The following is a 22,576-nucleotide window of genomic DNA, read 5'->3' on the forward strand; positions in this document are numbered from 1 at the left end:
TAAAATAATGGGCATTTCTCATATCGAAAAATCAAAACCTTTCTCTGGCTGCAACCCTTCATGGCTTTGCGTTTTAACAATCGGGTTTACCACTTTGTTTTCTTCCTTGAGTCCGGTTGGTTTAACTCCGATTGAATTCAGCTGATACCCAATTTCCCCAAAACGTTCTTTCGTGATCTCCGTCATACTTCCAATAATAGTTTGTAGTTCTTCTTGATCACTCTTAAAAGTAAGACTGACATTTCGATTTGCCGCTGTCAAAACAACACCGATTTCCCCTAGCTTCTTCGTTTCAAGTGAAAAAATCAAACTGCAATTCTCCCAATCTACCTTCTCGCCATTTTTACGTGAATTAATATAAATCTTCACATTCTCGACTTGCTTATCCATTAAATAGGGCAGCTGAAAAAATAAATTTTGTAGTCCAGAAGAATCCTGTTTATTAAGCAGTTGTTGCCCAGTAATCTGATGAACAGCCTGCTCTGCCTGCTGCTGAATATGCGGTTTGACATCTTCTCCCCGCATGACACGCAACAAGGCCGCTTTCAAATTTTCATTATTTTGACCCTGGTCTTGATTATCGGATTTGGTCATCAACGAAACAGACGTTTCTGTTTCATGCGTTAACCCAAGCTTACGAACCATTTCATATACATTTCTTGATGACGATCCTTCAGTAAACGGTTGAATAGTTTGCTGCATCAATGTAGATACTTGTTTGGCAGAAGTTAGATTTTCACCTTGAGGTTTTTCTGTAATAAAATGCTTCATTTTCACTTCAGAAGGTTTGAAAATTATCGATTCAACATTTGCCTTCACTTCTTTAACTATTTGATTTGCCTTAGCAAATTCACCTTTTTCAAGAAACTTCTTTGTTTCCGATAATTGAGAGCTCGCTGATAGTAACTTCTTTTCTGTACCCATATCAGCATATAAAAGGAAATCACTCTGTAAAATCGCTTTATCCAGTTTATGAATGGTCGACTCCAAAATTTGTTGGATATTCGTTGGTTGATTACTTCGGTGATTTACGATCTTTGTGATATTATCTAAGTTTCTGCTAATCTCTTGGCGCATCTTTTTAAAGTCAATGGCCATTTGCGATAATTTTTCCGTTATTTCTTTGACAATGACATTCTTCGAATCCAATTTCAAACTCTGTACAGCTTCATTTATTAAATATTTTTCTGTTTCCAAGCTAGAAATTTGTTGAGTGCCCGTCTCTATTTCCAACGTTTCTGGAAATATCTTCGTACTCATTTCAACCTCATTTTTACGGTTAGAAGTCTCCATTTGCTCACTTAGTGAAGTCGGAATGTTGGATGAAAGATCCTGATTAAGCGTTGAATTAATTTGAGTAGCGGTCAACAATTTTGACAGAATCTTTTCTAAAGGAGCATCTGACTTTACATCTTCTTTCCTGGTTTGAGGCACCTTCCCTTGCACTGAGGCATCCATTTCACCCAAAATTGATAATACTGTATCTGAAATAGACGCACCATGTAATGCCTCATGAACAGATTTCACATTCATATCCGTTAATGGGATTTGTTTTTCTGCCATTGTCCTTAAAGTCTCCATCTTCTGTTCGATCGTTCCACTGTCACTTCTCAAATATTTTTTAATAGAAGTCAGATTTTCTTTCGTGACTGTAATTCCTTTGTTTGTAAACTCTTTGACAGCTTCACTCACTGGCTGTTTAGGTTGTTCTTGGATATTTCCGGGCTTTCCTTGCTGGTTAACCGTTTCCTTTGCATGTCGATCTGTAACTTTTACAAGTAATTGACCCTCACGAGACTGTCCGGAAATTTCAATAGAAATACGATCTTTACTCGGGATCTCTCCTTCAAATTTCACAGTAAACTGTTTCCCATTCATAGAGATAATAGCTTCTTTGTCATTTAACCGTTCTTTTATTGTCACTTGTAAAGTATCCCCGATATTTAACTGTCCAGATTGACCACTGATCTTTTGTAATAGAAGATTTGTATTCTGAAGAATTTGCACGTCTTTCACTCTCCGCTCGCATTCACTTACTTATTGTATCGGCAGAGATTAAAATATTTGTACCTCTAATTGAACAGAGGTGACATCCTAAAAAATAATCAAGTCTTCATTCTATGAAACACTTTTTGTGCATGAACCCTGTTTAGTTCGCCCAAACACGCGCTTGATAATTTACAATAAATATCATTTTTCTCATTTGGTATAGATTAGATTTCCCACTAATTTTTCCAATTCGAAAGGCCAAGTCATATCGTAAAATGGCGAAAGCAAAGCAGGAACATTGCGTATACCGAATCAATTGAGTCGTGAATTCAAATAAAATTTTCAAAGTTAGTATTACTAACAGACATCACTTATTTATTTTATGGAAAGTAAGTAAGCAAATTTATCAACAATTAAGGATGGTTCCACAAACGAAAATTGGGCTAGTAAAAGCTGCCTTTCTCCATTGAGATCAAGGCTTTTCATACATCCGAAGTTTTAAAAACGATGGAGGAATTTTTAGGTTAATGCCCCACAAATATCATTTTCCTGACATTTCAAGGACGAACCATTGATCAAACCTTTTGAAATTCAAAAACTATTTGACTCCCTACACTCAATATAAATACCAATCGAATTAAAAAAGATGACCCTGTACATTACAGAAATCATCTTCTTTGTAAAGCCTAGCTTTTTTTTATTATATCCTTTACCACGTCTGTTGATTATCTAATTGCTACCAAAAAATGAATACAAAAAGAGGGGCCACATAAAGGGTCCGACTCCCACACGCAGCGCTACATCTAGATTATTTGGAACTCAAATCCGGCTAGATATAGTCTTGTGGGTCTGACTCCTTGGCTTTAGGGGCACCCTCTTCTCTAATTTTATTTATTTAACCATACGTTTGTACCATTCGGTTTAACAATATTGATGGTACCATCAGCAGATACCGCAAACCCTTTAACTTGTTTCGTAACCGCAGCTGTTTGATCAAGATTATCAAGCTCAACACGAGGATATTGGCTCATAATAATTTTGATTGCTTCTTGGTATAACTTCGCTCTTTCTTCTTGTTCGACTGTGTCTGAAAGAGCTTGGTCTAATAACGCATCCACTTCTGGATTATTGTATCCTTTACCATTACCAAGTGAACCAATTTGATTCGAATGGAATGTTTTATTTAGGAAGAAGAATGGATCTGGATACCATGACCAGCCTCCAATATACATTGGCGCTTTTCCTTTAGCCGCAATATCACTAAGTGTTCCCCACTCTGTCACTTTAATATCAACGTTAATATTTAAGTTTTCTTTCATTTGTGCTTGGAAAATCGTTGCATAAGGAACGCGTGATTCTAATACGTAAAGCTCTGTTTTAAATCCATTCGCATAATCGGTTTCCGCTAAAATCTTCTTCGCTTCTGTAGGATTATATTCTGGCTTTAGTTTTTCTAATTCTTCATTATATGCCCAAGACCCTTTTGGAATTGGAGCATAAGAGACTGTACCGCCGCCCCATTGGTTTACACCTTTTACAATTTCCTCTATATTTGTTGCTTTATAGATCGCTTCTCTTACTTTTGGATCTGCTGTTGGACCGCTCATATTATTTAAATCAAGGTAATCAATAGACAATCCTGGTTCTGATAATAATTCAAGGTTTTGATCTTGTTCAATCACTTGACGGTTTTGACCTTTAATGTCTGTCGCTATATCAATATCGCCAGAACGAAGAGCATTTGTCATCATGTTCGGGTCTTTGATAATTTGGTATGTGACACCATCAAGATATGGTTTTTCACCCCAGTATTTATCATGACGAACCAATTCTACTTTTTGGTCTGTTTGCCAATTTTTAAATTGGAATGGACCCGTTCCTACTAGATTAGCCCCAAATTGGTCACCCCAACCGTCTACTTCCTCTTTAGGAATAATAATGTTCCCAACATCTGTTAACATGGCTAAAAAAGAAGCGTTTGGTGCTGTTAAGTGGATAACTACTTCGGATTCCCCTGTTACTTCAACACTTTCAACTCCATCTAAACGACCTAGAGCAGATTCTTTAGCAGAGCGTTCTAAGCTATATTTCACATCTTCAGCCGTCATTTTCCGACCTTCTTGATATTTTCCTGGTTGGAAATAGACGTCATCTCTTAGCTTAAAAGTATAAGACTTCATATCATCTGAAGGCTTCCATTCCGTTGCTAATGACGGTGAGAAATCACTTAAATCTTGGTTATATACAACAAGAGTGTCACCGACCGATCTCATAATCTGTGACTCATACGCCCCTGTATATTTAATAGGATCTAACGTATTAGGATTTGAGGCAAGGCCAACCTTCAGGACTCCACCACTTTTAGGTTCAGTATTAGTATTTTTACTATCTTCTGAACCTTTATCTTGTGACGCTCCACCACAAGCACTAATCACTAATGCAATTGAAATAAGAGTAAGTACTAATACTACATGCTTCATTTTCTTCACGATTGTAAAACCTCCTTAGATTTTTTATTGATTTTTACTTAACGGACCGCTCAACAATAAGCCCATTTTCATGGACACACAATCCGATAAGTGCAAAAAGATTTTTCTTCTGACTTTGGGGCAAGAGGAAAAATCAATTAACCAAAATATGACTTTCCTTCAAGTGAGATCAAATGGTACCTATCGAAGAAAGTCTTTTTAAATATTGAATCATTCATTCATATATTGAATACAAATCTATCACAAATATTACAATCATGTAAATACTATTTTGTGATTAATTAGAAAATATAAATTATTGCTAATACGCACTTATTTACAAAAAAATAATCAAATGATACACTATTTTTATTCAAATATTAAGTTAACATTTCAAATAGTGAATAAATTAAAAGGAGGTAGAGTGAATGGGCAAATATATTCTAGGTAGAATTCTTAATATGATACCTACTTTATTGATTGTTGCGGTTATTATTTTTTTAATCACCCGAATGCTTCCGGGGAATCCTGCAGCTGTAATGCTTGGACCTCAAGCTAGCGCAGAAGAAATAGAAGTTCTAACAGAAAAATTAGGATTAAACGAACCATTATATATTCAATTTTTTGATTATATAGGTAATTTACTACAAGGGAATTTAGGAAACTCGCTAACTTATAATATGCCAATTATCGATTTGATTATGGAACGTTTTCCTAATACCGTCATACTAGCTGTTAGCGCCCTGCTCATTGCCATTTTAGTCGGCGTGCCAGCTGGCATTATTGCAGCTAGAAAGCAAAATTCAATTTTCGATTATGCTTTTACAACGTTTTCGCTAATGGGTGTTTCCATGCCGATTTTCTGGCTCGGAATCATGCTTGTATTATTCTTTAGTGTCAATTTAGGCTGGTTCCCTGCTACAGGAATGGGATCAATGGATGAAGGGATAGGTGATTTTATCAGCCATTTAATCTTGCCTAGTATTGCCTTAGCCACCATCCCAACTGCACAGTTTGCTAGAATCACAAGATCTAGCATGTTAGAAGTCATTTCACAAGATTATGTAAAGACAGCACGCTCAAAAGGGTTACATGAATTTTTTGTCATTTGCAAGCATGCTTTTAAAAATGCCTTAACTCCATTACTTACCGTTTTAGGCCTTCAAATTTCTTCTATGTTAGGTGGAGCTGTCTTAACAGAGACGATCTTTAGTTGGCCTGGCATTGGATTATTAATTATTGATGCGATTGGAAAAAGAGACTTTGTTGTTGTCCAAAACATGGTCATCTTCATTGCTTTGATTTATGTAGTCGTCAACCTGCTTGTTGATATCTCATACAAATTGGTCAATCCAAGAATCAAATATTCGTCCGGTAAAGGAGGTACGAAATAATGGCAGAAAGCCAAGCTATTTTACAAGCGTCAGATGTGGTTGAAACAAATGAACGTTCTTTATTCAAAAAATTGATTCGAAATCGTTTTGCTGCCTTTGGGCTGTTCATAATGCTTTTGCTCATCTTAACTGCTATCTTTGCCCCTATTCTTGCCACACATTCTCCTGACAAAATGAATGTAACGAAAACCCTTTTAGGAATAGGGGCAGAAGGGCATCTATTAGGAACAGATAATTATGGGAGAGATATTTTTAGTCGATTAGTATATGGAGCTAGAATATCCATTTTAGTTGGACTCGGAGCTGTTTTATTCGGAGCTGTGATCGGTTCGCTATTAGGTGTGATTGCTGGTTATTTTGGCGGAAAATTCGATTCTATTATTATGCGCATTATGGACGGACTCTCTGCGTTTCCGTTTATCTTACTAGCTATTACATTGATGAGTGTTCTTGGACAAGGATTATTGAACGTAATTATTGCCATTGGTATTGGGAACATCCCCGGATTTGCAAGAGTGGTTCGCGGCCAAGTGCTAAGTGTGAAGCAATCTGAGTATATCGAAGTAACTAGATCACTAGGAGCGAAACATGGCCGGATTATCTTCCACCATGTACTACCAAATAGTATTGCACCGTTAATTGTCTATGCCACAATGAGCATTGCAGGTGCCATTATTTCTGAAGCCTCATTAAGCTTCTTGGGTTTAGGCGTTCAGCCACCGACAGCCTCTTGGGGTAGCATGCTTCAAGACGGAAAGAATTTTCTCGTATTAAATCCACATATGGCTACGATTCCTGGTTTAGCTATCTTAATTACCGTTGTTGGTATTAATCTTTTTGGTGATGGGCTAAGGGATGCTCTTGATCCAAAAATGAAAGTTTAATTATAGGAGGTGCCCCCTATGTCCAATGAATTACTAAAAGTCGAGAATTTAGAAGTCCAATTCAAATCTGGATCTACTGTGACAAAGGCCGTAAATGGTGTCAGCTTTACATTAAATAGAAAAGAAAACATTGGGATTGTCGGCGAATCTGGATCCGGTAAAAGTGTTACGGCAACTTCCTTACTGCGATTAATCCCAAGTCCTCCTGGACATATATCCGGAGGAAAGATTCTTTTTGAAGGCAAGGATTTATTAACTTTATCAGATAAAGAAATGAGAGATATTCGCGGAAATGATATTTCGATGATTTTCCAAGATCCTTTAACAAGTCTTAATCCTGTTTTTACAGTTGGCGATCAAATTATGGAATCGATTAAACTCCATCAAAAAGTTTCTAAAAAAGAAGCGAAACAAAAAGCAATTCAAATGTTGCAGTTAGTTGGCATTCCTGCCCCAGAAAAACGATTAAATATGTACCCGCATGAGTTTTCCGGTGGGATGCGCCAGCGAGTAATGATTGCCATTGCTCTCTCATGTAATCCAAAACTATTAATTGCTGATGAACCTACAACGGCATTGGATGTAACCGTTCAAGCTCAAATATTAGAATTAATGAAGAAATTGCAGGATGAATTCAACACGTCCATTATTATGATTACTCACGACCTTGGAGTCGTTTGGGAAATCTGTCACAAAGTACTTGTTATGTATGCAGGAAATGTGATTGAATACGGAACCGTAGAAGAAATTCATGATCATCCAATGCACCCTTACACATGGGGTCTACTCGATTCACAAATAACAGAAAATATTGAAGATCATGAAATGCTGACAACAATTCCAGGTAGTCCACCAGATCTAAGACAAGAGATTAAAGGATGTCCATTTGCACCACGATGTTCCTATACTCAAGACATCTGTTTTTCCAAAGCTCCTGAAATGGTTGAAGTAAAAGAAAAGCATTTTGTTGCATGCCATTTTCAAACGAAAGAAAACCGATTAAATAGAAAGGAGAGATCTACTCATGTCAGAGCCGTTGTTAAAAGTTAGAGATCTTAGAAAGTATTTTCCTATAGACAGCCCTATTCCATTTAAAAGGTCTAATCAAAGTGTCAAAGCTGTTGACGGTGTTAGCTTTGATGTCATGCCTGGTGAAACACTTGGTGTTGTAGGTGAATCTGGTTGCGGAAAATCAACAATGGCTCGTCTAGTGAATCAGCTTATTCCCCCTTCTAGCGGCACGGTTGAGTTTCGGGGAGAAAATTTAGTTGGTATGGATGCGAAGAAGCTACGGGAAACTCGTAAATCCATTCAAATGGTATTCCAAGATCCGTACGCCTCATTAGACCCAAGAAAAACGGTCGGCGAGCTGATTGCGGAGCCTTTAGTTATACATCGTATCGGTGACAAAGCCTCTCAAAAAAAGCGTGTTCTAGAATTATTAGAGGTTGTTGGTTTAAGCCATTATCATGCTAAACGATATCCTTATGAATTTTCAGGCGGACAGCGGCAAAGGATCAATATCGCAAGAGCTTTAGTGCTGAATCCGGATATTATTATCTGCGATGAACCGGTTTCCGCCCTGGATGTTTCCGTTCAAGCCCAAGTGATTAACTTATTAAAAGAATTACAACGGGATTATAACCTTACCTATATTTTTATCTCACACGATTTAAATGTCGTCCGTTATATGTGTGATCGTATTGCCGTTATGTATTTGGGTAAAATCGTCGAAATGGGTACGTATAAGGAAATTTATGAGAACCCTAAACACCCTTATACAAAAGCCTTATTATCTGCAATCCCGAAAGAAAGTCCACACGATAACAAAGAACGTATTATTTTAAAAGACGCTGTTCCAAACCCAATTAATCCACCAACAGGATGTCATTTCCACGAACGATGCCCATACATGATGGATATTTGTTCAACGAAGATCCCTCAGTTAATGGATACAGGCAATGGTCATATCGCATCTTGTCATTTACTTGAAGAAAACTAGGAGGAGAAAAAAATGTCATTCAAACATGTCATCGAACTTTATGAATTATTAGATAGCCAATACGTAACAGGTGAAGATGTTAAACATTATTTAAGCAATATCGGGGGTGATGGAAACATCACAGTCGAGACTGTTCATGGTGAACTCGGTTCTACTGATTTCGTTAAAGTTACGGTCCCTGGAAAAGATGGGAAATCAAAAGGTGGCCATGCCCCTACTTTAGGTATTATTGGTCGCCTTGGTGGAATTGGTGCACGTCCGGAAATGATCGGGTTTGTTTCTGATGGAGATGGCGCCCTTTCTGCTGTATCTGCTGCAGCTAAACTATTGGACATGACGAAAAAAGGCGATCAACTTATCGGCGATGTCATTATTACAACACATATTTGTCCAACAGCACCGACTTTACCGCATGATCCAGTACCATTTATGAATTCACCAGTTGACATTTTTACGATGAATCAACATGAAGTCACAAAGGAAATGGACGCGATCCTATCTATCGACACAACAAAAGGAAATGCGATCCTCAATCACAAAGGATTTGCGATTACACCGACTGTTAAAGAAGGATATATTTTAAAAATAAGCGATGATTTATTGCATATCTATTCACAATCTACTGGCACACCACCTGTGACATTGCCGATTACAACACAGGATATTACGCCATATGGAAATGGTGTTTTTCACATCAACAGTATCCTTCAGCCTGCTGTCGCCACCTCTAGTCCAGTGGTCGGCGTAGCGATTACGACCCAGACAGCCGTTGCTGGTTGTGGAACGGGCGCTACTCACTTAACAGACGTTGAGCAGGTTGTCCGATTTGTGATTGAAGTGGCTAAAGGTTATGGAGACAATAAATGTTCTTTTTATAATCACGAAGATTTTAATCTATTAGAAAGCTTATACGGAAAAATGGACCATCTACAAACATTAGGAAAACAAGGGGCTGAGAAATAATTGAATACTATCCAACTAAAACAACAATTAATTGATGAAGTAGAAGCGAGAAAAGATGAATTACTGGAATTGTGCAGTGCTCTCATCCAAATTCCAAGTGAAAACCCACCAGGTGATTCCACAGAGATCAGCCAATTTATTACAGATTATTTAACTAAATTTGATATTGCTGTAGATCGGCATGAATCAGCTGATAAAATGTACAATCTCATTTCAACAATTGGCAATCAAGATCAAGGTAAAAACTTGATCTTCTGCGGTCATACGGACGTAGTTCCTGCTGGAGATCGATCTAAATGGGATTTTGATCCGTTCTGCGGAGAAATCAAAGATGGCTGGATGCTAGGTCGAGGTGCTAGTGACATGAAGGCTGGTCTTTCAGGATTAATCTTCGCTACTACCCTGCTTAAGCGAATGAATATTGAGCTTCCTGGGCAATTATCGCTTGTCATTGTCCCTGATGAAGAAACTGGCGGGGAATTTGGTGTACCGTGGTTGTTAGAAAAAGGACTTGTGAAAGGTGATGGCTGTTTAATTGCTGAGCCGTCCTCTCCAAGAAATCCGACGATTGGTCAAAAAGGTTCTTATTGGTTTGAACTTGAAGTATACGGTCAACCGGGACACGGAAGCTTATCTCCGTTAGCTGGTCCTAACGCGATTAGTGATATGGTGAAGGCACTTTTAGAAATTCAAAAAGTGTGGGATATCCAAATCGAGCTTCCTGAAGAAGTGAAACCATTAATCGAGGTGTCGCACCGTTATATGCGTGAAGTGGAAACGGAACGATTACAATATATCGATGTTTTCGAAAGAATCACGTGCAATATTGGCACGATTGAAGGCGGCACGAAAGCAAATGTAATCCCTGAAAGTTGTAAAGTTCAAGTGGACTGTCGTTTACCATTTGGGATTACTCAACAAGAAGTGACTTCCTTTTTAACAGAAAAATTAGATGCACTAGGCATTCAATATGAATTAAGACGATTTGGTTTTAGAAGTGAAGCCAATTTCACAGATGCAAATGATCCTGTATGTAAAGCGATCACAGAAAATATTACGTTCGTAACAGGAGATGAGGCATATGGCGTGATGCAATGGGCAAGCAGTGATGCCCGTCACTTCAGAGAATACAATATCCCTGTACTCCAATACGGTCCAGCTTACTTGCCGACCATCCATGGCTATAATGAGAGAGTAAAAACAGAACAAATCATTACTTGCGCCAAAGTGTACGTTGCGGCAATCATTGATTTTCTCTACTCAAATTAACATTTCTTTTTAATTGAAACTCAGGCAATCTCTTTCTATCAGAAATATTTGGTATGATAAGGATATTGTTCTGAGTTTCATGATTGATAGGGGGATTCCATGCTAAAAACAGTTGACGTAGCACTAACAGTTATTCAGATGTTTACAAAGGACGAGCCAGAATGGAGCGGCAGTGAACTCGCTCATAAAATGAACCTGGATCATGCGAAAATTTATCGCATTCTTGAAACCTTTGAATCACGTAATTTTTTACAAAAAGACCCAACCACCAAAAAATACTCCTTAGGTTTTGCAGCTTGGGAGCTCGGCATGGCTGTGTATGATCGATTAAATGTAAAAGAATTCATCCAGCCCATTCTAGAAGAACTATTCCAGCAAACCGAAGAATCTGTGTTCCTTACTCTTCTAGATAAGGATGAGGCTGTTACTTTTGAGGCGATAGAGCCTGATAACAAAGTAAAGTTCTCTGTTACAGTTGGCAGTCGAGCTCCCTTATATGTTGGTGCTTCCTACCGTTCCATTCTAGCCTTTATGTCGGAGGAATTTATTAACAGCTATTTAACAAAGAGTGAGTTAAAGCAGTATACAGAAAAAACAATGACCAATCCTGAAGAGATAAAAAGAGACTTAAATAAAATCAGACAACAGGGTTGGGCAGTCAGTGAAGGTGAATACACACCAGATATCATTGCTATTGCCGTCCCTGTGTTCGACCAACATCACAAAATCATAGGCTCTTTAACAATATCCGGACCGATTTATAGAATGACAGAAGAGAAAAGAAGTGAATTTATCTCGCTTTTGGAAGAAGCACAAGTAAAATTAGCGGATGTTATCTACAAATTCCCATTGAAAATTAGAGCTTAACAGTTTAAAAGAACGTAATCTAATAGCAAAGAACCCTTCTTACTAGAGTCATAAACAGATCATTGAAAAGGAGATCGATCCATCTTGCAAACATATATTGACGTAGCCAAATCTGTTCTCCTTCACAATTTACATATAAAACGAGATGAACAGATTTTAATCGTAACCGATTCTTCCTTACATGAAATTGGCGAAATCTTCTCCCGAGCTGGAACCGCATTAGGGAATGAAACAATGTTAATCCAAATGACACCTCGATCAAAATCAGGTGAAGAACCACCGAAAATCGTCAGTGAAGCGATGAAAGCAGCTGATATTGTCCTTTGTATTACCGAACACTCCCTTACCCATACAAAGGCGAGAAAAGAAGCTTCAGCCAATGGCGCACGTGTTGCCACCATGCCTGGCCTCACATTGGATATGCTTGAAGAAGGTGCCATTTTGGCAGATTATTCAGAGATCGAACAGCTAACCGCACAATACTGTGACATCCTTGAAAAGGGCGAGCAAGTAGAAATCATGAAAGACAATCAAACAATCTCCTTCTCAATCAAAGGCAGAAAAGCAATTCCAAGCACAGGCGTTTTCCGTGAAAAGGGCGAATCCGGCAACCTTCCTTCCGGTGAAAGCTATATTGCACCTCTAGAAAACTCTGCAAATGGAACGATCAACATTGATGGCTCCATTGCAGGAATTGGTGTATTAACTGAACCTGTGACACTAGAAATCGAAAATGGAAGACTCATTAATGCACATGGTGAAAAGGGCAGACAACTGTTGGAGCTGCTAGGAGACGGCCCTGGCAGAACCATTGCAGAATTCGGCATTGGTACGAACAAAAAAGCCAGACTAACTGGCAATGTGTTAGAGGATGAAAAGGTGTTTGGCACTGTTCATATTGCCTTTGGCAGCAACAAATCCTTTGGCGGAGTTACAGAAGCAGGCGTTCACATTGACTGCGTCATCAAAGACCCTGTTGTTTATATAGATGGTAAACAGATTTTTTAGGACTTATTTCTAATTATACTTTTTATTATTTTAGTAGTACGTTGATGCCCTGGGATAAGGTTTGTCCTGGGGTTTTCTTGTCTGATAATTCATAATGCATATCAACTTCGATTTATTTTTCCCTCTGTCATCAGAATAAAAATCCCCATTTATTTCGGTTACTCACCTATTTTAGCGGGGAAACCCAGCCCTTCTCTTTTCTTGGAGGTGATAGAATTCTCCTTTGATATTAAAAGTAACAGAGTGATGAAGGGGTCGATCTAGAATTACAGTAGTTAACACGTTATCCATAAATACTTTCCCCATTGCAATAAATGATTTATTAGATGTTAAGATTGTAGTCCCATTTTCATATTGTTTGGTGAAATATTGGAAGGTGACTGACACTTTGATTCTTTTTCTACTGAAGAAATGGCCACTTGACAGGGGACCAAGTAAATCCTATCTTCCGAAACTATCAATCAATTATTACACTTTCCTCTATAAAACTTCTGTAATTTAAAGTAGTGTGTTAACACCGAACAACATTTCTTGTTTTTTACATTTTTAGATTAAAATATGATAAAATTAAAGAACGTATATTCCTATATAATGAGGTGAATATTTTGTACTCCTTAACAGATATACAATTTAATGTTCTAATAGCCAGCATCTTGGGTGATGGGGAAATTACGAAAATTTACAAAAACAGTCGTAGAAAAAATCATAGTTATCGTGAACATTACGGAGTTGCTCAAGAAGATTATCGTAAGTGGAAAATTTCTTTTTTTGAAGAAATATTGTATTTAACTCCTAGAAGCTGTTCTGTTCGTTCCCCTTCATTGCCATTGTTTACTACATTATATCCACATTTTTATACTGAGAAAGGAACAAAGCAAATCCCGTTATCCTTATTAAAATCTTGCAATTTACCGCACTTCCCAGCGATACTTTTTATGGATGATGGTTCATTAAGTATCTCTCACCGTATAAACCATCAAAAGCAGCTTATCTACCTAATTCCGCATATCTATTTATACTTACAGTGCTATTCGCTTGAAGAGTTAACGGTTCTTAAACAACATTTCAAGGAAACATTCGGCGTAATATTACACTTAAGTGCGAGAAATGATGGACAAGGATTCATTCTAAAAACCACCTCTGTTAAAGAAACTTATCAATTTCTCGACATAATCCCCACCGTTACCACAACATGTGATTCAATGTATTATAAAACATCTTGGGAATACCGGTTTGCTGAAGAAAAGAAAAAGTGGCAATCTAAACTACCAGATTATCACTTAATAGCAAGCAGCTCCGAGCGCTCAAAACCATATTCCGAAGCAGAGATTACAAGGCTAATAGAATTAAAAGAAAGAAGATGGACAACACAAAAAATTGCCGACGTTTTGCAAAGAAGCTATTGGTCTGTTACTGCTAAATGGAGTGACATTAATAAATCACAATAAAGATCCCCACGATATGTAAAGCTTTTTGCACACTTATCCCTCAGTCCATTAAAGCTGTTGTTCTATGGATTTTTTCTAAGCTTGTTTGAATCGATTCATCTTGAATCCTACTATTTATCAGCTTGTTACAAAATACTGTATGGTATCACTGAGACAAGATACCTGTCCCTGAATTTCTGCTCCAAAAATTCTCTTATATTTTCAAATCAAAACTCCCACCTAAGTGTGGTTGAGCAGCCTGTTTGATAGCAACTATGGCACTTGTACTCATTAACTTCTGGATAGTTTCTCATTGTTGTTCTACATCCTGTGCCATCCATGCCATCTTCATGATTGACATTGAAGCTTGTTACTGTACCTGCCGTTGACATTAACGCAATATCCACGAAAATATCACCTTACTCTGGACAAGAATTTAGTTGTTTTTCTAAAAAATGAACTTCGCTTTTTAATTCATTCAATTGACCATTCAACCGATCAACCTCTGCCTCTGTAAGTTCATGATCGAGAGTATATTGAGCTATCTTTTTCATTTCGTGAAGCTTCATTTCTATATTTTCTAAAATATGATCTTGGTTTTTACACCATTCAAGCTGTTGTTCCAGAAACTGTTTACGTTCCTGCTCTTCTTTATTCATGAGTTCCTCCTCAAACAACTTTATATGAAAAGAGACCCTAGAAAATCTAGAGCCTCTTTCAAATCTAAAATTAACGAAGAAGTTGTAAAACTCCTTGTGGTTGTTGGTTCGCTTGCTTTGCGACTGTATCTTTCGATTACAGAATAGACTATATCTTCACCCATCATTTTACTGGTTGGGGCTGGGCACTTCGAATGGCTATCGCCACCCTACGAGATTCATAGTCATAGCCTTCGCCTTAGACCGTGTTCTCTAGTCGTTGAACCTTCTCCAGAGTTTCCTCACAGGAGCTTGGCTGCTGATTATCCATTGTACCATCCTCATCATTTTCAGACCATCACGCTGACCGTTTCCAGTTACGTTGTGGTTGATGAAGCTTTAGGAAGTTCCAGCAATTCACCCAGTTATACTCTTACCCGTTACCAGATAAGACGCCCTTAAATCATTATCTCAAGAGTTGTAAAACTCCCTGAGGCATTTGATTTGATTGAGCCAACATTGCTTGTGCTGCTTGAGAAAGAATAGAATTCTTAGTTTGGTTCATCATTTCTTTCGCCATCGTGCGAACATTTATTTTCATAAATGACTAGACTATATCTTCACCCTCAACTTGATTTGTTAGGGGTCGGGCACTTCGGATTCACAATGCTGATGTACATTGTTTCACCTATGGATTTCATCATCATAGCTTTCGCCTTAGATGGTCTATCCTAGTCGTTGAACCTTCTCCACTCTTTCGAGACAGGAGCTTGGCTGCTGATTGCCCAATCTTTTCTTTTTTCAAACCTTCACGCTTGTCGTTTCCAACTACGTTGTGGTAAGAAAAGCTCTAAGGGGTTTCCAGCAATTCACCCGATAATAATCTCTAGCCGTTACCAGCTAGGACGACTGTGCTTGTCACTGCTCTTAAGCAGCTAAAGCATAATCTACGTCACGGATACGAGATTCCGCAGCAGTTAGGTTTTCAGAAGATGTGTTTAAGTTGTTGATTGTGTGCTCTAAACGGTTTTGAACAGCACCAAGTTTACCACGTTCAGAAGAAACACTAGCAATTGCTTTATCAATAACAGCAATTGATTTTGAAGCATCTTCTTTATTGGAGATATTTAAAGCTGCTTCAGCTTTAATATCACTTGTACCGTTTGTTACCGAAGTAGAAGTTGTAAATCCAGCTTGACCAGCATTCCCTGTTAAACCTAGAGCTGCAGAACGCATGTCGTTAATATTTAGTGACATTGATTGTCCAGTGTTAGCACCAATTTGGAACTTAGTGTTAAATCCAGAACCTTGTGCTCCCGGACCTGTAACTTGCTCGATGTTGCCAACAGTATCAGTAGCCGCTGCAACTCCTAAAGCTGCAAGTGGATTGTTTGTTCCCTCAGTTAAAGAGATATCCTTACCCGTTTCAGAAACAAATTGAACTTTGTTATCTGCAGATAAAGAAACAGTAACCTTGTCAGAAATACCAGCTTCTTGTAATGAAGCATTTAAATCTTTAACTAAATCGTTCATAGCGGATTTCGCTACGTTTGCATCAGCGTTTTTTGTATCGTATACTTTACCTTCTTTTAACGTCACAGTAACTGCACTTTCGTTACCCACTGTCAATTTGAAAGTTGAATTAGCAACAACAGTATTAGATGCAGTTGCACCTAATGCAGTGCTACCTTGAATTCCAGCTCTTTCAATCGTAGACGGTTGACCAGTTGAAGTAGCAGTAGCAGCACCAACAGTAAATCCTAATGCGGTTGCTGCAGTAGCATCTCCAGATATAGCAACTTCGCTAGTTGTCCCTGAAGATTTTGCCGTAAATACAAGCTTATCGTTTGCATCAACTTTGATATCAACCAACTCAGACAGTTTAACTCCACCTGAAGTGAGTTCACCCAATTTAGTTGCTAGCTCTGCAGCATTTTGAGGTGCAGTAGTTGCATCTGTTTCTTTAGAAAGGGCTACCTTTGCATCAGCAACGTCTTTCTCCAACCCAGCAGTAATATCAGCATCTAATCCGTCATCAAGGGCAAGCGCACCCTCTGCATCTGATAAAGCCGTTGTAGCAGTGTCGAAGTCATCTGATTTATCAGCACCAATTGTAAGGGCACCCACATCAAACGTTTTTCCATCTACAGTAATTTTTGCCCCATTGGCAATAGATAACTCACCTGTAGCAGTGATAGCTGCACCAGTAACAGAAGCTTGTGTAGCTTTCGTTATCTTGTCGCCAGCATTAGAACCAATGCCCCCGTTTAATACCTTTTGTGTATTGAACTCTGTAGTATTACCAATACGGTTAATTTCAGAAGTTAAATTGTTTAATTCATCTTGCATAGCTGTACGGTCTGCATCTGTTGCAGTTCCGTTTGCTGATTGGTTAGATAGTTCACGCATACGTTGAAGAATATCATGTGTCTCATTTAATGCACCTTCAGCAGTTGCAATCATAGAAATAGCGTCTTGCGAGTTTTTAGAAGCTTGGTCCAATCCACGAATCTGTCCACGCATTTTCTCGGAAATTGCAAGACCAGCTGCATCGTCCCCAGCTTTATTAATACGAAGACCTGAAGCTAGTTTCTCCATAGACTTTGATTGGTTAGTTGTAGCTGTGTTCAACTGACGATGTGTGTTAAGTGCTGCGATATTATGATTGATAATCATGTTTGTTTCCTCCTTGAGTGTTAAGTTCCACGTCCTTGTGGGATTTGGCTTTGAAAGGTAATCAAGTCGGCCGCCTGTGTCACCTTCCAATGCTCTACTAGTAATATCGTCACTTAAATTTAATAGTTAATAGAATTTGTAACTTTTTTTACTACTTTTTCTTAAAATAGTCACTTAAATTTGAAAGCAGAGTTGATTTCGTGTTAATCGCTTCATTATTTTCCTGTTGAATGGCCAGATAAATTTCCTTCCGATGAATCTCTACTTGTTTTGGAGCGTTAATACCGAGTTTAATTTGTTCACCTTCAACTGCTAAGATTGTGATTTCGATGTCATTGCCAATCATAATCGATTCATTAAGTTTCCTAGTTAAAACGAGCATTATCTCTCCTCCTGTTCAGGAGAAGGAATAAGTAATTCGCGGATGGAGTAGTTGCTAGAATTCATAATGAACTGCTTTCCTAATTGATTGCTCATATTCAAAACAATCGGCGCTTGAAGGTTCGCTGTTGTTTCGTTGAATGGATCTCTTACCGTTAATATTACATATATAGAGACATCTTTTTCTGAATCAATATATAAGTCTGATATTACATCTTGTGATACTTTTACTTCATAGTTCTGGAATATTTCAAATGGACTGCTCACGATAAAAGCTACTTCCCTTGTTTTCATTGATTGTAAAACGATAAAGGGAGACCCCTCTAACGGAAGTAAGGCAAACTGTTTTTCATCAATAAATCCCGGTATCCCACCTTCAAATGTAAAAAGATCTTTTTCCTCGATTTTTACCTCACCATGAAATTTTGTTTGTATTTTCATTTACTTTCACCCCTTCACTTCTGGAAATAGATTGATAAAGTCAATATCCAGTGAATTTTTTTCTAGTACCTCAACATTTACTTCTCCAGGTGTATATTCATGAATTGGTTTTTGGGTCTCTGCTTGAATAATCGGTTTTTGAGGGGTTGCTTCAATATTCACTTCTGCCGGCTGATAGTCGATTTGCACACTAAAATGTGATGGAATCCAACCAACATTAAATTGCTTCTGAGGCTTCGAACCGTTTTCCTTTGCAAGAGAGGCAAGCACATTGCCACCTTTTTCAATATGTCTAAGTTCTTGGCCTTGGCTTGATCTTCTTGCCATTCCATCCAGCCAATCTTGATAACCAAGCTGTGCAAATTCTTCCACACGTTTTGATAAATTCTTTAAATCCATATCTTCTCTTGCTTTTGTCTGGTCAATGGAAAGGTTTCCAGGAGTTGTTTGAATTTCGAGAATCGCCTTAGGTTGTTCAATCGATTGGATTGCGGAAGGCTGTTCAATTTTTTGGACAGCCTGCTTGATATCTAAACCGGTCCTAATAAAATGGGACTGTAACCTGATCTGTGGTAGTTGCATAGTCTCTACTCCTTAAAAGAAAAAAGATGGCCCACAAGCAAAGGGCCAGATCTCGCAACTACTCTATACAGTATAATTTAAGTGTAGGTAACACTATAGACTGTGTATGAAGTGCGAGGTCGGACCCTTTATAATCATCCTTATCTTAGAAAATCAATTAACGATGGCTGAATAACTCTTGAGCCTACGCTTAATGCGGCACTATGGATGCTTTCTTGTGTCGTTAAGTCCATGATTGCTTTTTCAATGTCAATGTCTTCATTTTTTGACATGACTTTTTTCGCAAAAATTTCTTGTTGGCCTAAACGTTCTGTCATTAGTTCAATGCGATTTTGTCTGGCTCCCACTTGTGAACGAGTGGTTAAGAACGAATCGATCGTTCCATCTATACCATCTAATAAATCGCCAATATTGGAATCATTATTTTCAAGTGCGTCAATAATTTTTTGAATGCTTCCATCACTTTTAAGGGCATCTCCGAATGTACTTGATGCATCTGTATTAATTTGAATTTTAATGCCCGAGAATACTTCAACCTCCACAGCAGCACTTCCGTATACAATATTCCCATTAGGATTATTGATCGGATCATTCTTAGTTGCGTCACTCTCTGATGGCTTAATATTGGTATTCTGTCCATTAAAGATATACTTCCCGCCAATTTGCGTATCACCAATCGTAATAAGATGATCCTTTAATTCTTTAATTTCGGCTGCAATGCTTTCACGTTGTTTCTCTTCATAGGTTCCATTACTCGCTTTGACTGTCAATTCCCGAATTCGCTGAAGGGCGCTAACTGCCTGATCCAAAGCTTTATCCGTACTGTCAATCCAGTTTTCCGCTTCACCAATGTTACGAGTAAACTGCTCAATTTGACTTACATCTGTACGATAAGTCATCCCCATCATTGCAGCAACAGGATCGTCGGATGGTTTCGTAAATTTCTTTTGCGATGAAATTTGCTCCTGAAGCTTTCCTAATCGATCATAGCTTGAGCTTAAGTTACGAAGCATATTATTAGAAAGCATGGATTGTGTTACGCGCATTATTGTTCCCCCCTTATCTGCCGCCAGTTCCTAAGCCATTAACAATTTTATCAAGCATTTCATCCATCATATTAATCACTCGGGACGATGCATTATAGGCCTGTTGGAATCGAATCATGTCTGTCATTTCTTCATCGAGTGAAACGGCACTGACTGATTGGCGATTATAATCCACTGAATTGGCTAAGATTATCGAATTCGTATAGTTTTTTTCTGCTCCTTGTGAATCTACCCCCATTCCCCCAATCAGGCCTGAGTAGAATGAATCAAGACTGCCAGTCAGCCCATCTGGTAATGTATTACCATTCATTTGATAATAACTATATTCACTAAAATTAAGCTTCTTTAACGCAGCTAATTTTTGCGCATTTTCATTGTCTGCTGATGCCCCACTCTTTCCTCCAGCAGCAATTAAACCGGGATCTTTCCGTATATCATCATTCACTTTTATGCTTTGAGCAGCATTGCCTGGTTCGAAAACAAAAAAATCATTTGCAAATTTGGGATCAGGGTCTTTTATCATTTCACCTGTTATAGGATCTTGAACGAGTTTTTCATTCAAAGTAAAACCCTCACGATGAATTTTATTAAACTCGTTTACAAACGCTTCCGTCATATTATTTAGCTTCTGAAGCATGTCTGGATAGCGTCCAACTACAGAAGTAGTGACTCCATCAGTCTTTATATAACCATAACTCTCTATCAATCCAGCAAGCTGTCCTGAAAAACTTGTGTCCTTTACAAGTCTATCGCCAAACTTCACACCATCAACCATCTTCGGTGTTGTGGTTTGGTCGTAAGTAACTTCCACTTTGGCAATCCCCAGAATTCCTGACTTATTCACACTAACAAGATTCACAGGTGGGATATATGATTGTCCGTCCTTCGTAATCATTTCAATATTATAAAGTCCTTCTGCAATCGGCTTCGCATTCCCATAATCAGTTGGAGTGACATTCGTGACTTTAATATTTACCAACTGTGACAGACTGTCTACTAGCGCATCGCGTTTGTCATATAAGTCGTTTGGCAAATAACCGTTTGGCTCCACTTCACTTATCTGTACATTGACTTTATGAATGTTATCAAGGATCGTGTTAATTTCATTTTGTTTAACGTCAATTTGTCGGCCGATGTCCTTTTGAACACTCGTCAAAGAATTATAGTAATAATTCAAAGTGTCAGCTACCATCTGTCCGTTTGCCGCCACAACTGCACGAGCCCCTGAGTTTTCTGTATTCGCCGATAAGTCTTGTAAAGATTTCCAGAATTTATCAAGCGTAGCTTGCAATCCGCTGTCTGTCGGTTCATTCATAATTTCTTCCATCTTTACAAGAGACTCACTAAGCGTACCGTAATAGCCTACTTTGTTCGCTTGATTACGGAATTGTACATCAAGAAAGCTTTCACGCACGCGTTGCACCGACTCCGCTTGAACACCGGTACCCAATTGCCCCGCTACCATCGGGCTGTTCATACCTGGTGTAGGAAAAGCTGTTGTTTGGGCAAAATTAACCCGCTGCCGGGTGTATCCAGGTGTATTTGCATTGGCGACGTTTTGTGACATCGTATATAAAGCGCTTTGCGAAGTATTTAAACCCCTCTTAGCCGTTTCAAGACCCATAAAGGTTGAGATCATGATCTAGACCTCCATTTCTATTAAAATATCAATCGATTATGCTTGTGAATCAAATACGCTTTTTGCGTTTCGTTGTTTATTCTGAACAGGCTTTTCATAATTATATTCCTGTGGACGTGGCCGGAACATATCAAGTGATAAATTAACAAACTGTAACGATTGATAGATTAGCTGCTGGTTCAGTGTATTTGCTTCTTTCAATGCAGTAGCTTCAGACATAAGCACGGCTCTTAAACGTTCTAATTCCTGCTTTTCAGAGATATCCACCAATTCGATAATATCTGTCAGTGTCGCTTTCGTCATTTCAGAATTGCCCTCTTGCAAAAACTTCCCGACAGCAGCAATTCTTTCCCGTTCAATCATCTCAATCGCTTTCACATATTTCTGCTCTTCATTCAGCAAGGCAGTGAGGGCGTCCATGTCGCTTCGCTTGATGATGTCCGCTTTCTTTGCTGCTCGTTCATTCAATCCTTGATGAAGCTTGATGAGTTTTTCCAGTGCTATAGTGATATGGACGATTGACATTGTAGTAGAACCCCCTCTCTCCCTTACTTCAGGCGTTATTTATTTTTCGAATAATAGTCCAGTATGCTTTTCGCAGTATCTTCTGCATTCATTTTATAATTGCCAGCCTCGTACTGCGCTTTCAGTTCATCGACCTTCGCTTGTCTTTGAGCTGGAATCTGGGATGTTTGCTGAAGTTCTTTTGCTGTGGCGGATATTTCAATCTTATCCGTTGCTTTAGCGGAAGATATCTTTACGCTGTCTACTTTATGCTGTTGACGATTATACGGGTTCACTCCCGATGGTCCAAACTGATTGATCTTCATCTCGCAATCCTCGCTTTCGACCTTATTTGTAACTTCTTTTATCTATTATCGGTTCAGATTTCGGTTTTTTTA

General features: G+C 38.4%; 22 protein-coding genes and 1 pseudogene. 9 read left to right on the forward strand and 14 right to left on the reverse strand.

Annotation, left to right across the window (positions count from 1 at the left end):
* Positions 1-18: 18 nt before the first annotated feature.
* Positions 19-2,007 carry a hypothetical protein gene (locus tag AC625_RS21800; protein ID WP_049683183.1) on the reverse strand — a complete coding sequence of 663 codons (1,989 nt, stop codon included), beginning with the start codon at positions 2,005-2,007 and terminating at the stop codon, positions 19-21.
* Between the two features lie 869 nt (positions 2,008-2,876).
* The gene (locus tag AC625_RS21805) at positions 2,877-4,469 is read right to left on the reverse strand and encodes an ABC transporter substrate-binding protein (RefSeq protein ID WP_049683871.1); all 1,593 of its coding nucleotides are present in this window, start codon (positions 4,467-4,469) and stop codon (positions 2,877-2,879) included.
* Between the two features lie 416 nt (positions 4,470-4,885).
* Here AC625_RS21805 and AC625_RS21810 point away from each other — a divergent pair, with 416 nt between their 5' ends.
* The 8 genes from AC625_RS21810 (at position 4,886) to AC625_RS21845 (ending at position 12,844) form a co-directional block, all read left to right on the forward strand.
* Positions 4,886-5,851 carry an ABC transporter permease gene (locus tag AC625_RS21810; RefSeq protein ID WP_049683184.1) on the forward strand — a complete coding sequence of 322 codons (966 nt, stop codon included), beginning with the start codon at positions 4,886-4,888 and terminating at the stop codon, positions 5,849-5,851.
* Positions 5,851-6,735 (forward strand): ABC transporter permease, encoded by an 885-nt coding sequence (locus AC625_RS21815; protein WP_049683185.1) that lies wholly within the window; start codon positions 5,851-5,853, stop codon positions 6,733-6,735. Before AC625_RS21810 ends, AC625_RS21815 begins: the two co-directional genes overlap by 1 nt.
* Before the next feature lie 18 nt (positions 6,736-6,753).
* On the forward strand, positions 6,754-7,785 hold the full coding sequence (locus tag AC625_RS21820; protein WP_049683186.1) for an ABC transporter ATP-binding protein: 1,032 nt from the start codon (positions 6,754-6,756) through the stop codon (positions 7,783-7,785).
* Entirely contained in the window at positions 7,760-8,737 is a 978-nt protein-coding gene (locus AC625_RS21825) for an ABC transporter ATP-binding protein (protein WP_049683187.1), read from the forward strand. The genes AC625_RS21820 and AC625_RS21825 overlap by 26 nt, the downstream gene beginning before the upstream one ends.
* Before the next feature lie 12 nt (positions 8,738-8,749).
* Entirely contained in the window at positions 8,750-9,700 is a 951-nt protein-coding gene (locus AC625_RS21830; protein ID WP_049683188.1) for a DUF1177 domain-containing protein, read from the forward strand.
* Positions 9,701-10,969, forward strand: coding sequence for a M20 family metallopeptidase (locus AC625_RS21835; RefSeq protein ID WP_049683189.1), 1,269 nt, complete (start codon positions 9,701-9,703; stop codon positions 10,967-10,969).
* A 99-nt stretch (positions 10,970-11,068) separates the two neighbouring features.
* Complete coding sequence (locus AC625_RS21840) at positions 11,069-11,836, forward strand: IclR family transcriptional regulator (RefSeq protein WP_049683190.1); 768 nt, start codon at positions 11,069-11,071, stop codon at positions 11,834-11,836.
* Between the two features lie 81 nt (positions 11,837-11,917).
* Positions 11,918-12,844 carry an aminopeptidase gene (locus AC625_RS21845; protein WP_049683191.1) on the forward strand — a complete coding sequence of 309 codons (927 nt, stop codon included), beginning with the start codon at positions 11,918-11,920 and terminating at the stop codon, positions 12,842-12,844.
* Positions 12,845-13,015: 171 nt separating this feature from the next.
* On the opposite strand, the gene AC625_RS26185 is transcribed toward AC625_RS21845, so the two are convergent.
* A complete protein-coding gene (locus tag AC625_RS26185; protein ID WP_245645066.1) occupies positions 13,016-13,231 on the reverse strand; it encodes an ATP-binding protein in 216 nt (71 codons plus the stop codon).
* A gap of 209 nt (positions 13,232-13,440) precedes the next feature.
* On the opposite strand from AC625_RS26185, the gene AC625_RS21850 reads away from it, so the two are divergent.
* Entirely contained in the window at positions 13,441-14,292 is an 852-nt protein-coding gene (locus AC625_RS21850) for a DNA endonuclease (RefSeq protein ID WP_049683192.1), read from the forward strand.
* A gap of 206 nt (positions 14,293-14,498) precedes the next feature.
* Here the strand turns inward: AC625_RS21850 and AC625_RS27050 are convergent, their stop codons facing one another.
* From AC625_RS27050 to flgM, 11 genes and pseudogenes are all read right to left on the reverse strand, one after another.
* Positions 14,499-14,678 (reverse strand): hypothetical protein, encoded by a 180-nt coding sequence (locus tag AC625_RS27050; RefSeq protein WP_156187612.1) that lies wholly within the window; start codon positions 14,676-14,678, stop codon positions 14,499-14,501.
* A gap of 12 nt (positions 14,679-14,690) precedes the next feature.
* On the reverse strand, positions 14,691-14,930 hold the full coding sequence (locus AC625_RS21855; protein ID WP_049683193.1) for a hypothetical protein: 240 nt from the start codon (positions 14,928-14,930) through the stop codon (positions 14,691-14,693).
* Positions 14,931-15,375: 445 nt separating this feature from the next.
* Positions 15,376-15,489, reverse strand: a pseudogene (locus tag AC625_RS21860) (flagellin); the annotation flags it as partial.
* A 347-nt stretch (positions 15,490-15,836) separates the two neighbouring features.
* Positions 15,837-17,585, reverse strand: a complete 1,749-nt coding sequence (locus tag AC625_RS28270) for a flagellin N-terminal helical domain-containing protein (RefSeq protein WP_082191199.1) — start codon at positions 17,583-17,585, stop codon at positions 15,837-15,839.
* Positions 17,586-17,736: 151 nt separating this feature from the next.
* A complete protein-coding gene (gene csrA / locus AC625_RS21870) occupies positions 17,737-17,967 on the reverse strand; it encodes a carbon storage regulator CsrA (RefSeq protein ID WP_049683195.1) in 231 nt (76 codons plus the stop codon).
* On the reverse strand, positions 17,967-18,407 hold the full coding sequence (gene fliW, locus AC625_RS21875) for a flagellar assembly protein FliW (RefSeq protein ID WP_049683196.1): 441 nt from the start codon (positions 18,405-18,407) through the stop codon (positions 17,967-17,969). Before fliW ends, csrA begins: the two co-directional genes overlap by 1 nt.
* A 6-nt stretch (positions 18,408-18,413) precedes the next feature.
* Positions 18,414-18,989, reverse strand: a complete 576-nt coding sequence (locus AC625_RS21880; protein ID WP_049683197.1) for a DUF6470 family protein — start codon at positions 18,987-18,989, stop codon at positions 18,414-18,416.
* A 140-nt stretch (positions 18,990-19,129) separates the two neighbouring features.
* The gene (flgL, locus tag AC625_RS21885; RefSeq protein WP_049683198.1) at positions 19,130-20,035 is read right to left on the reverse strand and encodes a flagellar hook-associated protein FlgL; all 906 of its coding nucleotides are present in this window, start codon (positions 20,033-20,035) and stop codon (positions 19,130-19,132) included.
* A 13-nt stretch (positions 20,036-20,048) separates the two neighbouring features.
* Positions 20,049-21,674: a flagellar hook-associated protein FlgK gene (gene flgK, locus AC625_RS21890; protein WP_049683199.1), complete on the reverse strand. Its 1,626-nt coding sequence runs from the start codon at positions 21,672-21,674 to the stop codon at positions 20,049-20,051.
* A gap of 36 nt (positions 21,675-21,710) precedes the next feature.
* Complete coding sequence (locus tag AC625_RS21895) at positions 21,711-22,199, reverse strand: flagellar protein FlgN (protein WP_049683200.1); 489 nt, start codon at positions 22,197-22,199, stop codon at positions 21,711-21,713.
* Between the two features lie 35 nt (positions 22,200-22,234).
* Positions 22,235-22,504: a flagellar biosynthesis anti-sigma factor FlgM gene (gene flgM / locus AC625_RS21900; protein WP_049683201.1), complete on the reverse strand. Its 270-nt coding sequence runs from the start codon at positions 22,502-22,504 to the stop codon at positions 22,235-22,237.
* Between the last annotated feature and the right edge of the window lie 72 nt (positions 22,505-22,576).

It is taken from the genome of Peribacillus loiseleuriae (genome assembly GCF_001183985.1).
Lineage (GTDB): Bacteria > Bacillota > Bacilli > Bacillales > DSM-1321 > Peribacillus > Peribacillus loiseleuriae.

Bases quoted from the DNA above. Each gene is read 5' to 3' on its own strand.
- AC625_RS21820 (WP_049683186.1), top strand. From the start codon at position 6,754: ATGTCCAATGAATTACTAAAAGTCGAGAATTTAGAAGTCCAATTCAAA.
- AC625_RS21810 (WP_049683184.1), top strand. From the start codon at position 4,886: ATGGGCAAATATATTCTAGGTAGAATTCTTAATATGATACCTACTTTA.
- flgL (WP_049683198.1), bottom strand. From the start codon at position 20,035: ATGCGCGTAACACAATCCATGCTTTCTAATAATATGCTTCGTAACTTA.
- flgM (WP_049683201.1), bottom strand. From the start codon at position 22,504: ATGAAGATCAATCAGTTTGGACCATCGGGAGTGAACCCGTATAATCGT.
- AC625_RS21825 (WP_049683187.1), top strand. From the start codon at position 7,760: ATGTCAGAGCCGTTGTTAAAAGTTAGAGATCTTAGAAAGTATTTTCCT.
- AC625_RS21830 (WP_049683188.1), top strand. From the start codon at position 8,750: ATGTCATTCAAACATGTCATCGAACTTTATGAATTATTAGATAGCCAA.
- AC625_RS21855 (WP_049683193.1), bottom strand. From the start codon at position 14,930: ATGAATAAAGAAGAGCAGGAACGTAAACAGTTTCTGGAACAACAGCTT.
- flgK (WP_049683199.1), bottom strand. From the start codon at position 21,674: ATGATCTCAACCTTTATGGGTCTTGAAACGGCTAAGAGGGGTTTAAAT.
- AC625_RS28270 (WP_082191199.1), bottom strand. From the start codon at position 17,585: ATGATTATCAATCATAATATCGCAGCACTTAACACACATCGTCAGTTG.
- AC625_RS21815 (WP_049683185.1), top strand. From the start codon at position 5,851: ATGGCAGAAAGCCAAGCTATTTTACAAGCGTCAGATGTGGTTGAAACA.
- AC625_RS21840 (WP_049683190.1), top strand. From the start codon at position 11,069: ATGCTAAAAACAGTTGACGTAGCACTAACAGTTATTCAGATGTTTACA.
- AC625_RS21895 (WP_049683200.1), bottom strand. From the start codon at position 22,199: ATGTCAATCGTCCATATCACTATAGCACTGGAAAAACTCATCAAGCTT.
- AC625_RS21880 (WP_049683197.1), bottom strand. From the start codon at position 18,989: ATGCAACTACCACAGATCAGGTTACAGTCCCATTTTATTAGGACCGGT.
- fliW (WP_049683196.1), bottom strand. From the start codon at position 18,407: ATGAAAATACAAACAAAATTTCATGGTGAGGTAAAAATCGAGGAAAAA.
- AC625_RS21805 (WP_049683871.1), bottom strand. From the start codon at position 4,469: ATGAAGCATGTAGTATTAGTACTTACTCTTATTTCAATTGCATTAGTG.
- csrA (WP_049683195.1), bottom strand. From the start codon at position 17,967: ATGCTCGTTTTAACTAGGAAACTTAATGAATCGATTATGATTGGCAAT.